Source organism: Streptomyces sp. 184, from assembly GCF_045781775.1.
Classification (GTDB): domain Bacteria; phylum Actinomycetota; class Actinomycetes; order Streptomycetales; family Streptomycetaceae; genus Streptomyces.
In genome coordinates this window covers 6,590,326-6,612,798 of record NZ_CP123230.1, presented here as the reverse complement: position 1 = coordinate 6,612,798, position 22,473 = coordinate 6,590,326, and the positions used below count along the sequence as shown (strand labels likewise).

Annotated in this window: 19 protein-coding genes; 10 read left to right on the top strand and 9 right to left on the bottom strand. The window is 73.0% G+C overall.

The window, feature by feature from the left end; all coding sequences use genetic code 11:
- Nucleotide 1 precedes the first annotated feature (1 nt).
- The 4 genes from QBL21_RS28075 to QBL21_RS28060 all read right to left on the bottom strand — a co-directional run bounded on the left by QBL21_RS28075 (nt 2) and on the right by QBL21_RS28060 (nt 3,367).
- A complete protein-coding gene (locus tag QBL21_RS28075) occupies nt 2-1,000 on the bottom strand; it encodes a pyridoxal phosphate-dependent aminotransferase (protein ID WP_407565022.1) in 999 nt (332 codons plus the stop codon).
- Between the two features lie 325 nt (nt 1,001-1,325).
- A complete protein-coding gene (locus QBL21_RS28070) occupies nt 1,326-2,075 on the bottom strand; it encodes an HAD family hydrolase (RefSeq protein ID WP_407565021.1) in 750 nt (249 codons plus the stop codon).
- 75 nt (nt 2,076-2,150) lie between these two features.
- Entirely contained in the window at nt 2,151-2,708 is a 558-nt protein-coding gene (locus tag QBL21_RS28065; protein WP_407565020.1) for a CGNR zinc finger domain-containing protein, read from the bottom strand.
- A 62-nt stretch (nt 2,709-2,770) separates the two neighbouring features.
- Complete coding sequence (locus QBL21_RS28060) at nt 2,771-3,367, bottom strand: flavodoxin family protein (RefSeq protein ID WP_407565019.1); 597 nt, start codon at nt 3,365-3,367, stop codon at nt 2,771-2,773.
- Nucleotides 3,368-3,696: 329 nt separating this feature from the next.
- Between QBL21_RS28060 and QBL21_RS28055 the strand changes: the two genes are divergently transcribed.
- On the top strand, nt 3,697-4,719 hold the full coding sequence (locus QBL21_RS28055) for a glycosyl hydrolase (RefSeq protein ID WP_407565018.1): 1,023 nt from the start codon (nt 3,697-3,699) through the stop codon (nt 4,717-4,719).
- Between the two features lie 63 nt (nt 4,720-4,782).
- Here the strand turns inward: QBL21_RS28055 and QBL21_RS28050 are convergent, their stop codons facing one another.
- From QBL21_RS28050 to QBL21_RS28035, 4 genes are all read right to left on the bottom strand, one after another.
- A complete protein-coding gene (locus tag QBL21_RS28050) occupies nt 4,783-5,799 on the bottom strand; it encodes a DUF3500 domain-containing protein (protein WP_407565017.1) in 1,017 nt (338 codons plus the stop codon).
- Between the two features lie 86 nt (nt 5,800-5,885).
- Entirely contained in the window at nt 5,886-7,817 is a 1,932-nt protein-coding gene (locus QBL21_RS28045) for a ricin-type beta-trefoil lectin domain protein (protein WP_407565016.1), read from the bottom strand.
- Between the two features lie 193 nt (nt 7,818-8,010).
- Nucleotides 8,011-8,550, bottom strand: coding sequence for an AAA family ATPase (locus tag QBL21_RS28040; RefSeq protein ID WP_407565015.1), 540 nt, complete (start codon nt 8,548-8,550; stop codon nt 8,011-8,013).
- A 51-nt stretch (nt 8,551-8,601) separates the two neighbouring features.
- Nucleotides 8,602-9,393: a helix-turn-helix transcriptional regulator gene (locus QBL21_RS28035; RefSeq protein ID WP_407565014.1), complete on the bottom strand. Its 792-nt coding sequence runs from the start codon at nt 9,391-9,393 to the stop codon at nt 8,602-8,604.
- A 194-nt stretch (nt 9,394-9,587) separates the two neighbouring features.
- Between QBL21_RS28035 and QBL21_RS28030 the strand changes: the two genes are divergently transcribed.
- From QBL21_RS28030 to QBL21_RS28020, 3 genes are all read left to right on the top strand, one after another.
- A complete protein-coding gene (locus tag QBL21_RS28030; RefSeq protein WP_407565013.1) occupies nt 9,588-10,061 on the top strand; it encodes a nitroreductase family deazaflavin-dependent oxidoreductase in 474 nt (157 codons plus the stop codon).
- A gap of 117 nt (nt 10,062-10,178) precedes the next feature.
- Nucleotides 10,179-11,489: an aminotransferase class I/II-fold pyridoxal phosphate-dependent enzyme gene (locus tag QBL21_RS28025; protein ID WP_407565012.1), complete on the top strand. Its 1,311-nt coding sequence runs from the start codon at nt 10,179-10,181 to the stop codon at nt 11,487-11,489.
- Between the two features lie 164 nt (nt 11,490-11,653).
- Nucleotides 11,654-12,808, top strand: a complete 1,155-nt coding sequence (locus QBL21_RS28020; protein WP_407565011.1) for a glycosyltransferase — start codon at nt 11,654-11,656, stop codon at nt 12,806-12,808.
- A gap of 7 nt (nt 12,809-12,815) precedes the next feature.
- On the opposite strand, the gene QBL21_RS28015 is transcribed toward QBL21_RS28020, so the two are convergent.
- On the bottom strand, nt 12,816-13,778 hold the full coding sequence (locus QBL21_RS28015; RefSeq protein WP_407565010.1) for a Gfo/Idh/MocA family protein: 963 nt from the start codon (nt 13,776-13,778) through the stop codon (nt 12,816-12,818).
- A 194-nt stretch (nt 13,779-13,972) separates the two neighbouring features.
- Here QBL21_RS28015 and rfbB point away from each other — a divergent pair, with 194 nt between their 5' ends.
- From rfbB to QBL21_RS27985, 6 genes are all read left to right on the top strand, one after another.
- Nucleotides 13,973-14,953 (top strand): dTDP-glucose 4,6-dehydratase, encoded by a 981-nt coding sequence (rfbB, locus tag QBL21_RS28010; protein WP_407565009.1) that lies wholly within the window; start codon nt 13,973-13,975, stop codon nt 14,951-14,953.
- A complete protein-coding gene (locus QBL21_RS28005; protein WP_407565008.1) occupies nt 14,950-16,338 on the top strand; it encodes an NDP-hexose 2,3-dehydratase family protein in 1,389 nt (462 codons plus the stop codon). Before rfbB ends, QBL21_RS28005 begins: the two co-directional genes overlap by 4 nt.
- Before the next feature lie 64 nt (nt 16,339-16,402).
- On the top strand, nt 16,403-17,293 hold the full coding sequence (rfbA, locus tag QBL21_RS28000; RefSeq protein ID WP_407565007.1) for a glucose-1-phosphate thymidylyltransferase RfbA: 891 nt from the start codon (nt 16,403-16,405) through the stop codon (nt 17,291-17,293).
- Between the two features lie 56 nt (nt 17,294-17,349).
- Nucleotides 17,350-17,760: a VOC family protein gene (locus QBL21_RS27995; protein ID WP_407565006.1), complete on the top strand. Its 411-nt coding sequence runs from the start codon at nt 17,350-17,352 to the stop codon at nt 17,758-17,760.
- A gap of 171 nt (nt 17,761-17,931) precedes the next feature.
- Nucleotides 17,932-20,313 (top strand): ATP-binding cassette domain-containing protein, encoded by a 2,382-nt coding sequence (locus QBL21_RS27990; RefSeq protein WP_407565005.1) that lies wholly within the window; start codon nt 17,932-17,934, stop codon nt 20,311-20,313.
- 261 nt (nt 20,314-20,574) lie between these two features.
- Nucleotides 20,575-22,362: an ABC transporter ATP-binding protein gene (locus QBL21_RS27985; protein ID WP_407566589.1), complete on the top strand. Its 1,788-nt coding sequence runs from the start codon at nt 20,575-20,577 to the stop codon at nt 22,360-22,362.
- The last annotated feature ends 111 nt before the right edge of the window (nt 22,363-22,473 follow it).

Genomic DNA, 22,473 nt, shown 5'->3' with positions numbered 1-22,473 from the left:
GTCAGCGCGCGAGCGTGCGCAGCGCCGCGGTCATCCGGCCCAGGGCCGCCGCCCACACCGCCTCGTCGCGGGCGTAGCAGACGCGGAAGGAGCCGATGCCGCGCGGCCCGAACTGGTAGCCGGGGCTGACCAGGACGCCCGCCTCGCGCACCAGGCGGTCGGCGAGTACGTGGTCGGGCACGCCGAGCGCGGAGGCGTCGACGAAGAGGTACGCGGTCCCCGGCGGCCGGGGCCCGCCGCGGGCCCGTAGCCCCAGGTCCGCCGCCTCCGCCAGCCAGGCGGCGGTTTGTTCGCGCAGGCCGCGCAGCTCGGCGAGGCGGCCTTGGACGAAGTCCTCGTCGTCGCGCAGCCACCGCGTCAGCAGGTGCTGCGCGTACGCGGGCGCCCGCAGGGACATCGCGGCGAGCACGTCCTCCGCACCGTCCACGACGTCCGGTGGCGCGACGACGACGCCGAGGCGGTAGCCCGACAGCGACTCGGTCTTGGAAGGGCCGGTGACGGTGGCGCAGCGTCCGCGCATACCGGGCTCGGCGGCGAGGCGGGGGAGCGGCGCGTCATAGACGAGCCGGGCGTACAGCTCGTCGACGACGGCGCAGGCGTCGTGCTCGCGGACGAGCGCGGCGATCGCGGCGAGGACGCCGGGCGGATAGACCGCGCCGGTGGGGTTGTTGGGGTGCGAGAAGAGCACCGCGGAGGCGCCGCCGCGCAGCGCCGCGGCCAGCTCGTCCAGGTCGGGTACGAGGCCGCCGTCCGGCCCGCCGCCGTCCGGGCCGCCGCCCGCGGGGTCCGGGACCAGCGGTACGTGGTGGACGTGGGCGCCGAGGAGGCGCAGGATGCGCTCGCTGAACAGGTAGTCGGGGTCGAGGAGCGCGACCGTGTCGCCGGGGGAGACCAGCGCGGCGAGGGTGGCGAAGAGCCCGGCCTGCGAGCCGGGGGCCAGGAGCAGTTCGCGGTCCGGGTCGACGGCGGTGCCGAGGCGGCGGCCCAGCTCCTCGGCCACCGGCCACCGGCCACCGGCCGCCGGACGGCCGCCGCGCCGCGGTACGGGGTGTAGGCGTGGGCGCCGTCGGCCGCCGCGGCGGCGAACGTCGCGGCGGCCCAGGGCGGGGGCGGGAAGCGGACGGTGTCGAAGTGCGTGGTGTCCAGCACGTCGCCGGTCACCCCGGCGGCCACGAAGCGGTCCGCCTCGCGGACGGACAGGCCCAGGCGCTCGGCACGCTCGGGCAGGTGGAGGCGGCGGACGGCGGCGGCGCGGCCGAAGGCGGGCCGGCGGGTGGTACGCGGGGCTCCGGGCCCGTCGTACGCACCTTCCCCCGCGCTCCCGCTCACCGCGCCGCCCCCGCGTCCGCGTCCGCCGGCCCCGCCCCCGGCCCCGCCGGCGCCGAAAGCCCCAGCAGCTCCGGCAGCCCGCGCAGGTCGGGCAGTTGGGCCGTGGGCGCGGGCGTGGTGGGGCGCAGCTCCTGGCCCTGCCGGTTGATCCACACCGTGGGGATGCCCATGGGTACCGACCGCGGCAGGTCGACGTACTGCGACTGCGCCACGTGCACCGCCTCGTGCGGCTCCACCCCCGCCCGGCCGAGCACCAGCTCGAAGAGCGCCCGGTGCGGCTTGTACGCCCCGACCGCCTCGCCGGTGAAGACGTGGCGGAACGGGTCGCCCAGCTTGCGCACGCTCACGTCGATGATGTCGCGCTGGCTGTTGGAGATCGTGGCCAGCGGCGCGTACGCGCCCAGCAGGCGCAGGGTCGCGACGCTGTCGTCGAACGGCTCGGCGGCGGCCATCACGTCGCCCAGCGCGGCCAGCTCGGCGCGGCCCGCGGTGATCCCGGCCTCCGCGTCCAGGGCCTCGGCCATGGTCGTGGCGAGCAGGTCCCGGTAGGGCAGGAAGCGGCCGTGGACGGCGGGCAGGGCGTAGCCGTGATACCAGCGGCGGTAGAAGGCGGCCACGTCCACGTCCGGCGCCCGCTCGGCGAACAGCGTGCGCAGGTGGGCGCGCAGGGCGCCGTCCCAGTCGATGAGGGTGCCGTAGGTGTCGAAGGTGATGAGGCGGGGGCGGGCCGGGAGCGGAGTGGGCATGGCTCGACCGTAGGACGACCGTCTGACATTGGTCAAGAGTCAATTACTCATGTACGAGTCCGGGGGTGCCGCCGCTCAGCCGGCGCTCCGCGTGCGCTTGCGCTCCCGGTAGGCGGTGACGTGCGCGCGGTTGCCGCAGCTCCTGGTGTCGCAGTAGCGGCGCAGCCCGGGGCGGGAGGCGTCGACGAAGACGTTGGCGCAGTCGGCGCCCTCGCAGATCCGCAGCCGCGCCGCGCCGCCGTCGGCGATCGCGGTCAGCAGCGCGACGACGCACGAGGTCGCGACCCGCTCGCCCAGCGGGGCCCGCGGGCGGGCGTAGTGCCAGTGCCAGGCGCCGTCGTGGTCGGTGAGATGGGGCTGCGCGCGCAGGTCGCGCAGCAGCGCGTTCAGGTCCGTGACGGACTTGTGCACCGGCGTGCCGCCGAAGACGAACCGCAGCCGCGGGCGCAGTTGCCGCAGCCGCTCCAGGTCCGCGGCGGACACGGCGGGGCCGGTGTCCCAGCCGTGCCGGGCGAGGAGCCCGGCCGCGTCCTCGGAGGTGCGCAGCCGGTCCGTACCGGTCATGACGTCCAGGCTGTTGACCAGGTCGACCGCCGTGAGCGCGGCCTGCCCGGTGTAATCACTTACGGCCATGGTGACTTCCGCTCGTACCCATTACTTAAGGTAAAGATACCAATGGCGGCGGAAGGCGAGGGTCACACGAGGCCCAGCGCCGCCCGCCCCGCGAGCACCACGGCGGTGTGCCGTGCGACCCGCCCGCCGAGGTGCTCGGCCGTGGCGATGTCGGACTTGTGCACGGCGTCGGTGCCGAGGTCGCCCATCGTGGCGGCGGCGGCGCCGTTGAAGTACCCGAGGCGGTTGAGGTCGCTCTCGCTCTCGTGGCTGAGGTGCCAGCCCGGGGCCAGGCCGAGGTTGACCCAGTGCATCTGGTGCTGGGCGGCGAGGGTCGCGAAGTACCCGAGGGTGATGTGCTTGTCGCCGGCCTTGCACGACGAGTGCGTGAACCCCGCGCCGATCTTGTCCTTCCAGGACTGGGTGCGCCAGCGCGTGCTGGTCGCCTCCGCGAAGGCGTGGAACGCGCCGGAGGCCGAGCCCATGAGCGTCGGGGCCCCGAACAGGATCGCGTCCGCGGCGTCCAGCGTGTCCCAGTCGCTGTCCTGCATGTCCTCGACGAGCACCATGGTCACCGCGGCGCCCTCGGCCTCGGCGCCGGTCCTGACGGCCTCCGCCAGCACGTGGGTGTGCCCGCGGCGCGAGTGGTAGGCGATCGAAATCCTGGGCGAGGTGTCCATCGAGTGGTCTCCTGAGGCGGACCGCTCCGGCGCCGCCGTGACGACGCCCGCTGCCGGTCCATGGCCGATGCTCCGAGGAGCCAGTCTCGGCCCGGAGGGTTGGCTGAGACTAACCGCTCACTTGCCGCCCAGTTGGTGCCGCCGTGCGGCCGGTGGCGCCCGGTGCCGACCGCGAGGGTTCCGTTTACTAGAACGGTTTAGTCAACCTCTCGGACAGCTCGCCACCGAACGGGCAAGGAGCGCTGAACCAACTAAACTTGACCGGTTTATGGACAGCGCCACGGCGGGGCGCTAACTTGCGCCGAAACCCCCACACGAAGGAGAGAGCGATGCACATCGTCCGGCCCCGACGCAGACTCGGGGCGATGCTCGCCGCGTCCGCCGCCGCCGTCGTCACGGCGGCGGCACTCCTCGCCGTACCGGGTGAGGAGGCCGAGGCGTTCCCGCCCGGCTCCCGGCAGCAGGTGCTCGACTACCTGCGGTCCGTCACCGGCAGCTCCGTCGTCTCCGGCCAGCACAACAAGGAACCCGCCGCGCAGCCCGGCCAGTACACCCGGCAGGTGTACGACGTCACCGGCCAGTGGCCCGGGCTGTGGGGCGGCGACCTGATGTTCCGCGCCGAGGACATCGCGAACCGCCAGCGCGTCGTCGACCAGGCGCGTACCGAGTGGAACAACGGTTCGCTCGTCACCCTCACCTGGCACGCCTGCCCGCCCACCGGGCCGGAGTCCTGCCAGTTCGAGGGCGGCGTCAAGTCCAACATCTCCGACGCGCAGTTCCGGGAACTGGTCACCGACGGCACCGCGCTGAACACGACGTGGAAGCGGCGGCTCGACTCCGTCGTCCCGTACCTGCGCCAGCTCAGGGACGCGGGCGTGCCCGTGCTGTTCCGCCCCTTCCACGAGATGAACGAGTCCTGGAACTGGTGGGGCAACCGCCCCGGCGCCGACGGCAGCTCCCGGCTGTTCCGCCTCACCCGTGACCACCTCGCCGGCACCCACGGCCTGGACAACCTGGTCTGGGTCTGGAACGTGCAGGACAACCCGGCCGGCAACTGGGGCGGTTACTACCCGGGCGACGCCTACGCCGACGTCGTGTCCCTGGACGTCTGGTACAAGAACCACCCCAGCTCCGGGGACTACCAGCAGATGCAGAACATCGCCGGCGGCAAGCCCATGGCCATCGGCGAGATGGGGAAGGTGCCCAGCCCCTCGCTGCTGGACGGCCAGCCGCGCTGGAGCTACTTCATGATCTGGTCGGAGCAGTTGCGCGGCAACAACTCCAACGCCGAGATCCAGGCCGCGTACTTCCACCCGCGCACCCTCAACCAGGGAGAGGTCCGGCTTCCCTGACCACCGGTGCGCGCCGGCGGGCCGGCCGGCGCGGTGCCCGCACCCGGGCCCCGCGCCGGCCGGTCACCCGCCGTGCGCCGCGCTCCCCGCGCCCTGGCCGTGCCCCGTCTCGTAGTGGGCGCGCAGCAGGTCCAGGCCCCAGTCGTGGCGGGTGTGGCGCCATACGGAGTGGGCGTGGTTGCCGTCGTCCTGGGTGTTGTCGTACTCGATGAGGAAGTCCGGGGCGCGCACGCAGTAGTAGTGGCGCTCGCCCGGGGCCAGGCCGCCGGCCCAGGCGAAGGCGAGGTGCTCCAGCCCCCCGGCCACCGTGTCCGTCCAGCACTCCCGCGCGTACGCCTCGGGTGCCCGGGCCAGGTAGAGGCGGACCAGGCGCTCCAGCAGGCGGCGCTGGGCGGGCGTCATGGCGTCGTACGGCAGGCCCGGCGGGAGCAGGTCCGGGTCGGCGAAGGGGTCGGCGCGGGTGAGGATGTCGTCCGGGGGCTCGGTGGCGTACACCGCCGTGGTGCGGGCGGCGGTGTCCAGGTCCGTGACGAGTTCGCGGGCGAGGTCCTCCTCGGGGCCCAGCAGCCGGCCGGCCCGCGGGCCGGAGGCGACCAGCGCCGGTTCCGAGCCGATGAAGTGCGGGGTGACCCGCAGGCCGGCGGCCGTGATCAGGACGTGTACGGCGAGGTGGTGGCCGTTCATCCGCCAGCCCCACGGGCCCGCGCCGTCCGGGTCGCCGAGCAGCCGCAGCCAGTAGCGGTCGGGCCCGGGGCGGCCGACCAGTTCGCGGCGGTGGCGCTCCACCTCGATCGCCCCGGCCGCCAGCCGCCCGCCGTGCGCGCTGTGCGCCGCGGCGAGCAGCGCGTCGACGGCCGCGCGCTGCTCGTCGTCCAGTTCCTCGGTGGACAGGCCGGGGCGGGGGCCCGGGACGTACTTCCACTCGCGCAGCTCGGGCGCGTCCAGCCGGGCGGGCGCGTCGCGCAACTCCCGTACCTGCTCCGGCTTCAGCACGGCCAGCAGCGCCCGCGCGGCCTCCCGCATCCGCGCCGCGGTCGCCGCCGCGGTCACCGCCTCCGTTGGTTCGTCGGACCCGCCCACCCGTTCCTCCCGCCCGTCGCCGGATCACCGGGGGCGTCGCCCCCGGTGATCCATGGTGCAGTACGCGCGCCGCGCGCGGGCGCGGGTCAGGCCGTGTTGAGCGTCCACTTCTGGTTCGAGGCGCCCGTGCACGACCAGATCTGCGTCTTCGTGCCGTCCGCCGACGTGTTGCCCGTGACGTCGAGGCACTTGCCGGAGCCCGCGCCCACCACGTCGTGGGTCACGGGATCGTACGTCCACTGCTGTGCCGCGGTTCCGTTGCAGGCGTAGAGCTGGACGACGGTGCCGTTCGCCGTGCCGGCGCCGGCGACGTCCAGGCACTTGCCGAGCGCCCGTACGGTGCCGTCGGAGCCCACGGTCCAGCGCTGCGAGGTGCTGCCGTTGCAGCCGTAGATCTGCACCGGCGTGCCGTCCGCGGTGGCGCCGCCGGCGACGTCGAGGCACTTGCCCGCGATGCCGGTCAGCGTGCCGGTGCCGGTGCCGGGCACCGAGCCGGAGGGGGTGCCGGCCCAGGTGAAGGTGGCGGTGGTGCGGGCGGGCAGGGAGTAGACGTAGGACTGGCTGCCCCAGTCGACGCGTACGGAGCGCGTGGACGTGCTGCCGTTGTGGGCGATCAGGGCCTTGGAGCCGTCGGGGTTGCGCCAGGCCACGTTCGGCACCGTGGTGCTCGCCGTCGAGGAGATGCGCCGGGCGCCGGGCTTGACGAACTTGGTGAGGTGGCCGGTGGTGTAGTACTCGATGGTGTTGTCGACCTGACCGGCCCGCGGGCCGCCCTCCTGCACGGTGACCAGGCCCGTGCAGGTGCCGCAGCCGCCGTTGTGCGGGCCCATGTTCTGGTTCAGCGCGAGGCTCCACTTGACCACGCTGCCGCTCCAGTTGCGGGTGTAGTTGACGATGTCGGCCATGTCCTCGTTGTGCTGGTTGCCGATCCAGGTGCCGCCGGAGTGCTCGGTGCTGAACTGCGGGACGCTCGGGTACTGCGTGTGCACCTGGCTGCCGACCGCCGGGTCGCCGGCGTAGCCGTGCCAGGCGATGCCGCCGAAGAGCGGGTCGTTGCGTACGGCCGGGTCGGCGAGGATGGCCTGGCCGATCTGGCCGTAGTCGCCGTAGTTCCAGTCGTGCACCATGACCTTGGTGGTGAGGCCGGCGGCGCGGAACGCCGGGTAGACGTGGTTCTTGGTGAACTCGATCAGGCCGGAGGAGTTCCAGCTCATGCCGGGGTAGTTCATGGCGGTGGGGTTGCCGGCCTGGCAGCAGTTGGGCTCGTTCTGTACGGACACGTAGTCGACCTTCACGCCGGCGGCCTGGTAGCTCTGCACGTACTTGACCAGGTACTGGGCGTACATGGGGTAGTACTCCCACTTCAGCCAGCCCATCTGGTCCATCCGGCCGTTGTCCTTCATCCACCCCGGCGCGCTCCACGGCACGCCCTTGACGCGCAGCGCGGGGTTGAGCTGCTTGGCCTGGGCGGTGAGCAGCCGGACGTTCGTGTCGTAGCCGTTGGCGCCGAAGTCGTCCAGGGTGCAGCAGGTGTCGTCGAGGGAGACGTGTCCGGGCCGGGACAGGTCGGAGGCGCCGATCGGGTTGCGTACGAAGGACAGCCCGATGCCGTCCGTCGGCGAGAACAGCCGGCGCATGACGGCGTCGCGGGTGGCGGCGCTGACCGGGCCGCCGCGCAGCAGGTACGCGGTGGTGTCGGTGATGGACGCGCCGCCGCCCTCGAACTGCTGGTACGTCGTGCCCTCGTCGACCCGGATCGTGGCGTCGGCGCCGCCGCCGGCCGGGCCGAAGGCGAGCGGGGACTGCTGCTGGAGGCCGCGGGTGACGTTGCGGCCGCCGGAGTCGGAGGTGGTGGTGAGCCACACGTCGACGCGCTCGCCGGCCGCGGCGGCCTTCGGGGCCAGCCCGGGGGCGGTGAGCAGGGCGGTGGCCAGCAGCAGGACGGCGGCGAGCAGCGCCGGCAGCCGGAGGCCGGTGGCGGGGGGTCTGAGCAGGTGGAGCCTGTGCGACGGGATCATGGTGTGCCCTCTCGTGGAGGAGTGCCCGTGCCTTCGTAAGCCGAAGGCGACTGCGGCTCAACAGGCTTATTTCAAGGCGTGATTAAACTGATATGCCATGCTCGCGTCAAGAGGTCGGAATGTGTCCGTCCAGAAGTCGACGGCGGTGCTCGGCTCCTGGTCCACCCGTTATGTCCGTGCTACGGAACCGGGGTCACCGCCGCTCCGCCCACCCGGCGACGCCCGCGACCTCCGCGGCGATCTCCATCACACCCCGTCCGTCCGTCGCCACCCGCACGGTGCCCGCCGCCGCCTGCTCCTCCAGACGCCGGGCCATGAACGCGCTGCGCCGCACCTGCTGCGCATGTTCCGAACCCAGCTCGCGCCCGGCCAGCCGGTCCCGGGCGGTGGCGTCGGAGGCGGTGAGCAGTACCCGTACGACACGCAGGTCCGCGCCCAGGGCGCGCGCGAAGAGGCCGCTCTCGCTCGCCAGGACGGCCGCGGTGTTGGTGTAGATCAGCCGCCGGCAGCCGAGCGCCGCGTAGGTGGCCCAGATCGCCGCCAGGTTGTGCTCGGTGAGCAGCGTGCGGTGCGGGTCGCCGGGCGGCGCGGGGTGGAGGTGGTCGAGCACGTCGCCCTCGATCAGCGCGTGCCCGATGTCCGCGGCGCGCAGGCGGGCCGAGACCTCGTAGCCGACGGTGGACTTGCCCACCCCCGACCGGCCGCCGATGAGCAGCACTTCGGTGATCGTCACCCGCGGAGCCTGCCACCGGCCGCCCCGGGGCGTCACCCCGTTTTCGGGGGGTCAGTCCGCCGCCGCGGCCAGCAGCGCCGGCCGCGGGCCGGCGGCGGGCGGCGGCAGCGGTTCCAGCGCGGGCAGGGCCAGCAGCACCGGCGGGTCCGCGGGGCGCTCACGGCGCAGGCGTACGCCTGCGGGGGCGGTGCGCTCCGCCGCAACCGCCACCGCGTCGCAGCTCCCGACCAGCGACGTGCGCTGGTGCCACGGGTCGGGCCACACGCCCTCGGCGACGCCCACCGCGTGCACGTGCCAGGTGCCCTCCGGCACGTCCGGCAGCCGGTACGCGCCCGGGCGCCCGACGGGTACACGGACGAGGACCGCGGCGCTCGGCGGGTACTGGACGATCGGCGTACGGAACGCGCCCACGTACACGTGCGCGTTCCCGTGGCCCGCCGGCAGGTCCAGCGTCCCCGCGATCGCGCCGCACCCCGCGCGCGGACCCGGCCGCGGGCCCGGCAGGTCGAAGCCGCCGCCGCGGGCGATGTGCCGGTAGCGCCCCGGGGAGACGCCGACGCTGGAGGTGAAGTAGTTCGTGAACGACCCCAGGCTGCTGTAACCGACCGCGGTGGACACGTCGGCGATACGCAGCGGGGTGTGCAGCAGCAGGTGCTTGGCCTGGTGCACGCGGACCGCGGCGAGGAAGCGCCCGGGGGTCACCCCGGTGGCGTCCTTGAAGAGCCGGCTGAAGTAGAAGCGGCTGAGCAGGGCGCTCTCCGCGATCTCGGTGAGGGAGAGCGGCTCGCTGTAGCGCTTCCAGAGGCAGTCGATGGCCCGCTCGATCGGATCGTCCGTACGCATCTGGCTGCCTCCCGGGTCCGCCGCCAGCGTGAGCCGGGGCAGTCGCGGTGGACTTGAGCAGTGCTGGGGCCGGAGCGGCGGCCGGGGCCCCCGGCCGCGGACCGGTCAGGAATCGAGAAGCACCCCCGGCCGGCCCGTCCTAGCGTGTCCGGCACCAGGGCAAGGGACGCAAGTCGAGCGAGCGGAGGCGTCCGATGACAGCGGACGGACAGGCGGAGAGCAGCACGGATCGCAAGCAGGGCACACCGGGGAAGCTCTCCCGGTGGTTCCAGCGGAAGATGAACGCCCGCATGGTCCGCAAGATCCGGGGCGGCAAGGACCACATGATGGGTATGGACATGCTCATCCTGCACACGGCGGGCAAGCAGAGCGGCCTGGCCCGCGAGACGCCCGTGGCGTGGTTCGCCGACGGCCGGGACGCCTGGCTGGTCGTCGCCTCCGGCGGCGGGGGCCAGTCCCCCGACTGGCACGCCAACCTCATGGCCAACCCCGACCGGGCCGCCGTCGAACTGCCCGGCCGCGACCCCCTGCCGGTGACGCCGCGGGTGCTCGCAGACCCCGGCCGCGAGGACGCCTGGCGGCGCATCACCACCGCCCAGCCCCGCTACGCGAAGTACCAGAGCAAGTCCGACCGCGTGTACCCGGTCGTCCGCCTCACCCCCCGCTGACCGGCCCACCAGCCTTCCTCAAGCACCGTACGAGCCGGCCCCGGAATGCTGCGGTGTCCTGGGATGCCGCGCGCATCCCGGCCACGGAACCCCCTCACGGTCGCGATGGAGAAGCCGGTGACGAAGCAGACAGTGGACGACCTCGCCCTCTTCGGCGGGCCCGCGGAGTTCGCGCAGCCGCTCTACGTGGGCCGGCCGAGCACCGGCGACCGGGCGCGTTTCCTGGAGCGGCTCAACGGGGTCCTGGACAGCCAGTGGTTCACCAACGGCGGCCCGCTGGTCCACGAGTTCGAGGAGCGCGTCGCCGAAGTCGCCGGCGTCCGCAACTGCGTGGCGATCTCCAACGCCACCACCGCGCAGCAGCTCGTCTACCAGGCGCTGGACCTGTCCGGCGAGGTCGTCATGCCCTCGATGACCTACGTCGCCACCGCCAACGCCGCCCGCGTCGTGGGCCTCACCCCGGTGTTCTGCGACGTCGACCCCGTGACCGGCTGCCTCGACCCGCGGGCGGTCGAGGCCGCGATCACCCCGCGGACGTGCGCGGTGATGGGCGTCCACCTGTGGGGCCGCCCGTGCCGCGCCGACGAGCTGGAGGAGGTGGCCGCAAGGCACGGCGTCCCGCTGGTCTTCGACGCGGCGCACGCCCTCGGCTGCACCTACGGCGGCCGGCCCGTCGGCGGCTTCGGCGCCGCCGAGGTCTTCAGCTTCCACGCCACGAAGGTCGTCAACAGCTTCGAGGGCGGCGCGGTCGTCACCGACGACGACGGCCTCGCGCAGCACCTGCGGGCGCTGCGCTCGCACGGCTACGGCGCCGACCACCGCGTCGAGATCGTCGGCACCAACAGCAAGATGAGCGAGGTGTGCGCGGCGATGGGGCTGACCTCGCTGGAGGCCCTGGGCGAGACCGTGCGGCACAACCGCGTCAACCACGCGCTGTACACGGCCGAGCTGAGCGGTCTCGGCGGCGTCCGCGTCGTCTCCTTCGACGAGGCCGAGACGCCCAACTACCAGTACGTCGTCATCACGGTCGACGAGGCCGTCACCGGCATCCACCGCGACCTGCTGATGCGGGTGCTCGCCGCGGAGAACGTCGTCACCCAGCGGTACTTCTCGCCGGCCTGCCACCAGGAGGCGCCGTACCGTACGGAGGGTCCCGCCGGCCTGCCCCACACCGAGCGGCTGGCGGACCAGTTGCTCGCGCTGCCGACCGGGCCGGTGTCCTCCACGGACGACGTACGCCGGGTCTGCGAGGTCGTACGCCGCGCGGTCGGCGCCGGGCCGCGGGTGACCGACCGGTTCCGCCGCAAGGTGGCCGCCGAAACCGAGCCCGAGACCGGGACCGGGACGGAAGCCCAGACCCAGACCCAGACCGGGACCGGGACCGGGACGGAGGCCGGGGCCGCCGCCCGCCCGGGCACGGCCGGCTGACGCCGCGAAGGGCCTCCGTTCGACCGCCGGACGCACGCACTCGAACGCCCCGGCAGCCTCCACAGCGACACCGGCGGCCGACGACCGCGGCGCCCCGGCGGCACACCGGGCCGGGACCGCCGCGCCCCCTCCTTTGCCGACCCACGGGAAGCAGGCGCATCGCCATGAGAATCCTGTACATCACCACGGGCAGCCAGGCGACCGTCTACGCCGTCGCGCCCCTCCTGGCCGCCGCGCGCACCGCCGGGCACGACGTCCTGCTGGCCGCCAACGAGTCGCTGATGCGCTTCGCCGCCGCCGTCGAGATCCCCGCGGTCTCCGTCACCCCCACCCCCACCCGCTACTTCGTGATGGCGGAGCCCGACAAGCCCTTCGACCCCCTGGCCCCCCGGGACCTCGAAGAGGAGATGCTGCGCACCGGCCGCGGGTACGCCAAGCTCGCCGCCGTCACGCTCGACCCGCTGCTGGACCTCGCCGACGACTGGGCGCCCGACCTCCTCGTCGGCGGCTCCATGAACTACGTGACCGGTCCGCTCGCCGCCCACCTGAAGATCCCGTACGCGCGGCACGTCGAGTACCTCCGCGTGCCCCTCGCCGCGGTCGACCCCGTGGCCGAACGGAGCCTCGCCCCCGAGCTGGAGCGCCGGGGCCTCGCGGCGACGCACGAGCCCGACCTGTTCCTCGACCCCACCCCGCCGTCGCTACGGGCCCCGCACCCCGGCCCCGTACAGCCGGTGCGCTACATCCCGCGCAACCCGCAGCGCACCCTCGAACCCTGGATGTACACCCGCCCCGCCGGCCGCCCCCGCGTCCTGGTCACCTCCGGCAACCACTTCCGCATGCTGCCCGCCGACTCCCTGCTGAGCCTCGTGCGGCAACTGGCCGCCACCGGCGCCGAGGTGCTGCTCGCCGCGCCCGACAGGGCCGCGGAAGAGCTGCGCGCGGCGGCCCCGGACGGGGTGCGCGTCGGCTGGATGCCGCTCGACGTGGTCGCTCCCACCTGCGATCTCGCCGTGGACCACGCGGGTGCCACCACCGCGATGACCCTCATGAGCGCCGGCGTCCCGCAGGTGCTCTTCCCGCCGAACAGCCACACGGTGGATATCGCCGAAGCCCTCACCGGGTGCGGCGCGGCCCTCACCGTGCTGCCGCGGCGGCCCGGGGAGGGCGCGGACCTCGGCGACGAACTGGCCGCGTGCGGCCGGGAGGTGCTTGCGAGCCCGCGGTACGCCGAGCGGGCCCGCGCGCTCGCGGCCGAGATGGCCGCGATGCCCGCGCCCGCCGACGTCGTACGCACGCTGGAGAAGCTGACCGGCTGACGGCGCGTCAGGCCGTGACCCGCACCGCCTGCGCGCGCACCCGGTCCACCAGCCGCGCCTGCCGGACGACCGCCTCCGCCTCCGGCCCGTAGTCCTCCTTCTGAAGCACCGCGCGGGCGAAGTACTCGGCGATGTTCCGGAACTGGTGGTCCGCGGGCAGCGTCAGCTCCTCCGTACGGTCCTGGGAGTCGACGCGCACCCGCGGCTGCCAGGACGGCGGCGGGGTGAACGCCCGGTCCAGGGAGATCCGGGCGGTCTCGCCCCACAGCGCGTAGCGGGACCGGTAGGCGTGCGCGAAGCCGAACGACAGCTCGGCGGTGACCCCCGCCGGGGTGGTCAGCAGCGCGTGCCCGGCGACGTCGACCCCCCGCCCGGGGTCCGTGCGCAGCACCGCGCCGGCGACCTCCAGCTCGTCGCCGAGGAAGTACGAGGCCGCCCGGACCGGGTACACGCCGACGTCCAGCAGCGCGCCGCCGCCCAGTTCCGGCCGGTAGCGCACGTCGTCGGCGGGCAGCGGCGGGATGCCGAAGCTCGCGGAGAACACCCGCGGGGCGCCGATGCGCCCTTCGGCGACCATGGCGCGGATCCGCGCGTGCTGGTGGTGGTGGAGGAACATGAAGTTCTCCAGCAGCCACAGCCCCGACTGCCGCGCCTGCGCCACGAGGTCGACGGCCGTGCCGTGGTCACCGGTCAGCGGCTTCTCCACCAGCACGTGCTTGCCCGCGGCGAGCGCGCGGCCCGCCCAGTGCGCGTGCAGGCCGGTCGGCAGCGGTACGTACACGGCGTCGATGTCCGGCCGCGCCAGCACGTCGTCGTAGTCCCCGGCCGCGGCGCAGCCGTACCGGGCCGCCACCGCGCGCGCCTTGGCCGGATCGCGGCTCGCCACCAGTGCCAGCTCGATCCCCTCGGCCTCGGCCATCGCCGGCAGCACCCGGCGCAGCGCAATGCTCGCGCACCCCAGAACTCCCATACGGACAACGGATCGCATGCGGTGCCCCTTCCCCGGTGGCCTTTGCCTCCATCCTCGCCACCGGCCCCACCGGGGACTTCTTCCACATTGCTGCATCGGGCAGGCAATTTGGAAGGTGCAGGGAAAGGGCCGGGCCCTCCATGGTGATTCGTGCGTCGTCCCACTCACCCTCGTATGAAACGGCTGTCTCACTCATGAGAATTCTCGTCACCGGTGGAGCCGGATTCATCGGCTCGCACTATGTGCGTACCGTCCTCGGGGGCGGTTACCGTGACTTCGAGGACGCCCACGTCACCGTGCTGGACCAGTTGACCTACGCCGGTGACCGCAGGAACCTCCCCGAGTCCCACCCGCGGCTGACCTTCGTCCGCGGCAGCGTCCTGGACCGCGGGACGCTGCGCGAGCTGCTGGCCGGCCAGGACGCGGCGGTGCACTTCGCCGCCGAGACCCACGTGGACCGTTCGATCGCCTCGGCGGCCGACTTCGTCAGGACCAACGTCGAAGGCACCCACGCGCTGCTCGACGCCTGCCTCGCCACCGGCGTCGAGCGGGTCGTGCACGTCTCGACGGACGAGGTCTACGGGACCATCGACTCGGGGTCGTGGACGGAAACCTCGCCGCTGCTGCCCACGTCCCCGTACGCCGCCTCCAAGGCGGCCTCGGACCTGGTGGCCCTGGCGTACTTCCGCACCCACCGGCTGGACGTGTCGATCACCCGCTGCTGCAACAACTACGGCTCCCACCAGCACCCCGAGAAGTTCATCCCGCGCGCCGTCACCAACCTGCTCCAGGGCCGCCCCGTCCCGGTCTACGGGGACGGCCGGCAGGTCCGCGAGTGGCTGCACGTGGCCGACCACTGCCGCGCCGTGCAGCGGGTGCTGACCGGCGGCCGGGCCGGCGAGGTGTACCACGTCGGCGCCGGCACGGCCGCGCCCAACCTCGCGGTGGCCCGGCGGCTGGCCGAACTGGTCGGCGCGGAGCCGGACATGATCAGCCACGTCGCCGACCGCAAGGCCCACGACCGGCGCTACGCGCTGGACCAGGGCAAGTTCGAGCGCGAGCTGGGCGCCGAGCCGCGCGTCCCCTTCGACGAAGGGCTGGCCGAGACCGTCGCCTGGTACCAGGACAACCCGCAGTGGTGGAAGCCGATCGTGGGCGACGGTGAGCGCCCGTGACCACCCGGACCCTGCTGCGGCCCCGCTCCGACCCCGGCTTCGCCGAGCGGCTGGCCCGCTCCGCCCGGACCACCGCGGGCGCCGGCCCGGCCACCCGGGACGTACCCGACTGGCTCGCCGCCCGCACCCGGGCCCGCGGGGCGCGGGTGCGGAAGATCCCGTTCGCCGAGCTGGACGGCTGGTCGTTCGCGGCCGGCACCGGCAACCTCACCCACCGCAGCGGGCGGTTCTTCACCGTCGAGGGCCTGCACGTCGTCCGGCCGGAGGAGGAGTGGCAGCAGCCGATCATCGTGCAGCCGGAGATCGGCATCCTCGGCATCCTGGCCAAGGAGTTCGACGGCGTCCTGCACTTCCTCATGCAGGCGAAGATGGAGCCCGGCAACCCCAACCTCGTCCAGCTCTCGCCCACCGTGCAGGCCACGCGGTCCAACTACACCAAGGCGCACGGCGGTACGGCCGTGAAGTACCTGGAGCACTTCCTGCACCCCGACCCCGACCGGGTGGCCACCGACGTCCTCCAGTCCGAGCACGGCTCGTGGTTCTACCGCAAGCGCAACCGCAACATGATCGTCGAGGCCGACGGGGACGTACCCGCCGACGAGGATTTCTGCTGGCTGACCCTCGGCCAGATCGGCGAGCTGCTGCGCCTGGACGACTTCGTGAACATGGACGCGCGCACCGTGCTGGCCGGCGCCCCCATGGCGTACGCCGGGCGCCGCGCGCTGACGTCGGACGCCGACCTGCTGTCCTGGTTCACCGGCGAGCGGGCCCGCCACGACGTCCGCACCCGCCGCATCCCGCTGGACCAGGTGTCCCGGTGGGTACGCGACGACCACACCGTCGAGCACGAGGACCGGCGGTTCTTCCGCGTCGTCGCGGTCGCCGTGGAGGGCGCCCGGCGCGAGGTCTCCAGTTGGACCCAGCCGATCTTCGAGCCCGTCGGCCTCGGCGTCACCGGCTTCGCGTACCGCGCCTTCGACGGCGTACCGCACGTCCTGGTGCACGCCCGCGTCGAGGGCGGCCTGCTCGACACCGCAGAGCTGGCGCCGACCGTGCAGAGCGCGCCCGTGAACTACGCCCACCTGCCCCCCGCACGCCGCCCGCGCTACCTCGACCTCCTGGCGGACGCGCCCTCCTCCCGCGTCCGCTACTCGGCGGTCCACTCCGAGGAGGGCGGCCGGTTCCTCAACGCCGAGAGCCGCTACGTGATCGTCGAGACCGACGAGTCGACGACCCCCACGCAGGCGCCGCCCGGCTACCGGTGGATGACCCCCGGGCAGCTCAACTGGCTGGCCGGACACAGCCGCTACCTCAACGTGCAGGCCAGGACCCTGCTCGCCGTCCTCAACACGCGCGCGGCCGACATCGACCACGCCGCCGCGTGAGCCGCACCGGCGCGCGCCGGTGCGCCGGCGCCGCCACGGACTCGACTCGGGAAGGAGCCCGGACGTGAAGGGACTCATCCTGGCCGGCGGCCACGGCACCCGGCTGCACCCCATCACCCTCGGCGTCTCGAAGCAGATGCTGCCCGTCTACGACAAGCCGATGATCTACTACCCGCTGTCGGTGCTGATGCTCGCCGGCATCAGGGAGATCCAGATCATCTCCTCGCCCGACCACCTCGACTCGTTCCGCACCCTGCTGGGCGACGGCTCGTCGCTGGGCATCGAGCTGAGCTACGCGGAGCAGGACAAACCCCGCGGCATAGCCGACGCCTTCCTCGTCTCCGCCGACTTCGTCGGGGACGACCCGGTCGCCCTGGTGCTCGGCGACAACATCTTCCACGGCGCGGGCTTCACCGGGCTGCTCGAACAGGCCGCGCGCAACGTCGAGGGCTGCACCCTGTTCGGCTATCCCGTACGCGACCCGCAGCGCTACGGCGTCGGCGAGACCGACGCGCACGGCAGGCTCGTCTCCATCGAGGAGAAGCCGGCCCGGCCGCGCACCAACCTGGCGATCACCGGCCTGTACTTCTACGACGGCAAGGTCGTCGACATCGCCCGCGGGCTGCACCGCTCCGCGCGCGGCGAGCTGGAGATCACCGACGTCAACCGCGCGTACCTGGCGCGCGGCGAGGCCACGCTCATCGAGCTGGGCCGCGGCTCGGTGTGGCTGGACACCGGCACCCACGACGCGCTGATGGAGGCGGGCCAGTACGTCCAGGTGCTGGAGCACCGGCAGGGCGTACGGATCGCGTGCCTGGAGGAGATCGCCTGGCGGCTCGGCTACATCGACCGCGACGCCTGCTACCGGCTCGGCAGCAGGCTGGCGAACACCGCGTACGGCAGGTACATCATGGAGGTCGCCGAGTCCGGCAGGGCCCTCCCGCCAACGGGCTGACGACCGGTCAGGATCGGAGAAGCGCGCGGCCGGGGCCGAAAACTAGCGTGACGGGCATGGACATCACCATCCACCAGACCTTCCTGCCCCACACCGACCCGGACGCCTCCCTCGCCTTCTACCGCGACGGCCTCGGCTTCGAGGTGCGCAACGACGTCGCGAACGAGGGCCTGCGCTTCATCACCGTCGGCCCGCCGGAGCAGCCGGAGACGTCCCTCGTGCTGGAGCCGCCGGCCGCGCACCCCGGCTTCACCGAGGACGACCGGCGCACCATCAGGCAGATGATGGACAAGGGCATCTTCGCCGGCCTCATCCTGGCCACCTCCGACCTCGACGCCGCCTTCGAGCGGCTGCGCAAGCACGGCGCCGAGGTGATCCAGGAGCCCACCGAGCAGCCCTGGGGCGTACGTGACTGCGCCGTACGCGACCCCGCGGGCAACCAGATCCGCATCAACCAGTTCGGCTGACCGGCCCGGCCGACCGGCCGGCCGGTTCTGCCGAGCTGTCACCGGCAGGCTCTAGGGTGGCCGGGCACGGGTCCCCGCCCGAGCGTGACGTTCCCGCGCGAGCGCGCCCCCGCCCGGAGACCGCCGGCCGCGGGGCCGCGCCGGCCGCCCGACACACGGAGAGAGACGAGCATGGCCACCAGGAAGGACACGCCGGCGCCCGCGCAGCACGCCGCGGACACCCACGACCTGATCCGCGTGCACGGCGCGCGGGAGAACAACCTGAAGAACGTGGACGTGGAGATCCCCAAGCGGCGGCTGACGGTCTTCACCGGCGTCTCCGGCTCGGGGAAGAGCTCGCTCGTCTTCGACACGATCGCCGCCGAGTCGCAGCGGATGATCAACGAGACGTACAGCACCTTCGTGCAGGGCTTCATGCCCACGCTCGCCCGTCCCGACGTGGACGTCCTCGAAGGGCTGACCACCGCGATCATCGTCGACCAGGAGCGCATGGGCGCCAACGCCCGCTCCACCGTCGGCACCGCCACCGACGCCAACGCGCTGCTGCGCATTCTCTTCAGCCGCCTGGGGAAGCCGCACGTCGGCCCGCCCAACGCCTTCTCCTTCAACGTCGCCTCCGCCCAGGTCAGCGGCTCGGTCACGACCGACCGCGGCGCCGGCGAGACGGTCAAGGTGGCCTTCACCAGCACCGGCGGCATGTGCCCGCGCTGCGAGGGCATGGGCAGCGTCTCGGACATCGACCTCTCTGAGCTGTACGACGAGACCAAGTCGCTCGCCGACGGCGCGATCACCGTCCCCGGCTACAAGGCCGGCGGCTGGATGGTGCGTACGTTCACGGACTCCGGCTTCTTCGACCCGGACAAGCCGATCCGCAAGTACACCAAGAAGGAGCTGCACGACCTCCTGCACCACGAGCCGACCCGGCTCAAGATGAACGGCATGAACATGACCTACGAGGGTCTGGTGCCGCGGGTGCAGAAGTCCTTCCTGTCCAAGGACCGGGAGTCGATGCAGCCGCACATCCGCGCCTTCGTGGACCGGGTGGCGACCTTCACCGACTGCCCCGACTGCGAGGGCACCCGGCTCAGCGAGGCCGCCCGCGCGTCGAAGGTCGCGGGCATCAGCATCGCCGACGCCTGCGCCATGCAGATCAACGACCTCGCCGAGTGGGCCCGCAAGCTCCAGGAGCCCTCCGTGGCGCCGCTGCTCAAGACGCTGCGGGAGGCCCTCGACTCGTTCGTGGAGATCGGCCTCGGCTACCTGTCGCTCGACCGCTCCTCGGGCACCCTGTCCGGCGGCGAGGCGCAGCGCACCAAGATGATCCGCCACCTCGGCTCCTCGCTCACCGACACCACCTACGTCTTCGACGAGCCCACCACCGGCCTGCACCCGCACGACATCCGGCGGATGAACGACCTGCTGCTCCGGCTGCGCGACAAGGGCAACACGGTCATGGTCGTGGAGCACAAGTCGGAGGTCATCTCGATCGCCGACCACGTCGTGGACCTCGGCCCCGGCGCCGGCACCGGCGGCGGCACCGTCTGCTTCGAGGGCACCGTGGCCGGGCTGCGCGCCAGCAAGACCGTCACCGGCCGCCACCTCGACGACCGCGCCGCGCTCAAGGACACCGTGCGCAAGGCCGCCGGCGCGCTGGAGATCCGCGGCGCGGACACGCACAACCTCCAGGACGTCGACGTCGACATCCCTCTCGGCGTGCTCTGCGTGATCACCGGCGTCGCCGGCTCCGGCAAGAGTTCGCTGGTGCACGCCTCGCTCCCGGCCGGCGCGGGCGTGGTCTCCGTCGACCAGGGCGCCATCCGCGGCTCCCGGCGCAGCAACCCGGCGACGTACACCGGACTGCTCGACCCCATCCGCAAGGCGTTCGCGAGCGCCAACGGCGTGAAGCCGGCGCTCTTCAGCGCCAACTCCGAGGGCGCCTGCCCCGCCTGCAACGGCGCCGGCGTCATCTACACCGACCTCGGGATCATGGCCGGCGTCTCCACCACCTGCGAGGAGTGCGACGGCAAGAGGTTCCAGGCGTCGGTCCTCGAATACCGCTTCGGCGGGCGCGACATCAGCGAGGTGCTGGCCATGCCGGTCGCGGAGGCCGAGGAGTTCTTCGGCGCGGGCGAGGCCCGTACGCCCGCCGCGCACCGGATCCTCCAGCGGCTCGCCGACGTCGGCCTCGGCTACGTCAGCATCGGCCAGCCGCTCACCACCCTGTCCGGCGGTGAGCGGCAGCGGCTCAAGCTGGCCACGCACATGGGCGACAAGGGCGGGACCTACGTCCTGGACGAGCCGACCACCGGCCTGCACCTGGCCGACGTGGAGCAGCTTCTCGGGCTGCTCGACCGGCTGGTCGACTCCGGCAAGTCGGTCATCGTCATCGAGCACCACCAGGCCGTCATGGCGCACGCCGACTGGATCATCGACCTCGGCCCCGGCGCCGGCCACGACGGCGGCCGGGTCGTCTTCGAGGGCACGCCGGCCGACCTGGTCGCCGACCGGTCGACGCTCACCGGGGAGCACCTCGCGGAGTACGTCGGCGCGTAGCAGCCGCTTCCGCGTGGATTGACGTTGCCGTGACGGAATTTGACGGAGACCTGAAAGAGAAACCTTGATCCCGGGCCGTGGGAATCGATATTCCTGGGACGGATTCCCGAAACGGCGGTCACCGGGCACGAGCCTGCCTGCTCGGGCGCCACCCCGCTGGACGAGGAGGCAGGTTTGCGTACCGCTGAATCGAAGAAGGCCCGTAGGAAGAAGGCCGGCCGGGAAACGGGAGAAGCGGCGGCGGCATTACCGCGGGTGCCGATGCGGCGCGTCTTCCGGCTCTTCGGCCCGTACCGGCGCAGCCTGGGTTTCGTCGGCGTCCTCGTCGTCGCCTCCTCGCTGGTCTCCCTCGTCAACCCGTTCCTGATCCGCGAGATCATGGACGTGGCCCTGCCCGAGGGCCGCACCGGCCTGCTGGCCGTGCTCGCGCTGGGCATGGTCGTCGTCGCGGTCGTCGTCAGCTCCTTCGGCGTCCTCCAGACGTACGTCTCCGCCAAGGTCGGCCAGCGCGTCATGCACGACCTGCGCACCGACGTCTACGCCAACCTCCAGCGCATGTCGCTCGGCTTCTTCACCCGCACCCGCACCGGCGAGGTGCAGTCGCGCATCGCCAACGACATCGGCGGCATGCAGGCCACCGTCACCAACACCGCGACGATGCTGGTGTCCAACCTGACCATCGTGATCGCCACGATCACCGCGATGTTCGTGCTCGACTGGCGGCTGACCCTCGCGTCGATGGTGATGATCCCGTTCGTGGTGTGGGTCAGCCGCCGCGTCGGCACCGAGCGCCGCCGCGTCACCCGCGAGCGGCAGCTCCAGCTCGCCACCATCTCCTCGACCGTGCAGGAGTCGCTGTCCGTCAGCGGCATCCTCCTCGGCCACACCATGGGCCGCTCGCGGTCGCTGACCGACGCGTTCGCGAAGGAGTCCGGCAAGCTCGCCGACCTGGAACTCCGCTCCAGCATGGCGGGCCGCTGGCGGCAGGCGATGACGCCGATCGTCATGTCCTCGATGCCCGCGGTGATCTACCTGGTGGCCGGCCTGGCGGGCAGCGGCGGCCACATGGCGATATCCATCGGCACCCTGGTCGCGTTCACCACCCTCCAGCAGGCGCTGGTGCGGCCGGCGGTCCAGCTCATGGAGGTGGGAGTGGACATCCAGAAGTCGCTGGAGCTGTTCGGCCGCATCTTCGAGTACCTGGACCTGCCCGTGGACGTCGCCGAGCCCGCGCGGCCCGTCGCGCTGCCGGAGCCGCGCGGGGAGGTGCGCCTTGAGGACGTCGGCTTCGCGTACGCGGGGGCCGAACGGCCCACGCTCGACGGCGTGCAGGTGACCGTGCCGGCCGGGCACAGCCTCGCGGTCGTCGGCGAGACCGGGTCGGGCAAGACGACGATGAGCTACCTCGTCCCGCGGCTGTACGACGTGACGTCCGGCCGCGTCACCATCGACGGCGTCGACGTGCGGGACATGTCCTTCGCCACCCTCGCCGCCACCGTCGGCGTCGTCTCCCAGGAGACGTACCTGTTCAACGCCTCGGTCGCGGAGAACCTGCGGTTCGCCAAGCCCGACGCGACGGACGAGGAACTGGTCGCGGCGGCGCGGATCGCGCAGATCCACGGCCATCTCGCGGCCCTCCCGGACGGCTACGACACGGTGGTGGGGGAGCGCGGCTACCGGTTCTCCGGCGGCGAGAAGCAGCGGCTGGCGATCGCCCGCGTCATCCTGCGCAACCCGCCGATCCTCGTGCTCGACGAGGCCACCAGCGCGCTCGACACCCAGACCGAGAAGGCCGTGCAGGAGGCCATCGACGTGGCGAGCAGGGGGCGCACGACCATCACCATCGCGCACCGGCTCACGACGATCCGCGACGCGGACGAGATCCTGGTGCTCGACGCCGGCAGGGTCGTCGAACGCGGCAGCCACGACGGGCTGCTGGCCCTCGACGGGCACTACGCGGCGCTGGTGAACCGCGCCGCGGCGGCGGATGCGGCGGGGGCGGACGACGGGGCGGCGGACGAGGAGGCGCAGGGCGCGAAGGTGGTGTAGCCGGCGCGCGGCGGGTGGGCGCGCGCGGACGGCAGCGCCCACCCGGGCCGGGGAGGCGGCCGAGGTGGGCGGGTACCGGGGGCGGGGCCGGGGCCGGTCGCTGGGTGGGCC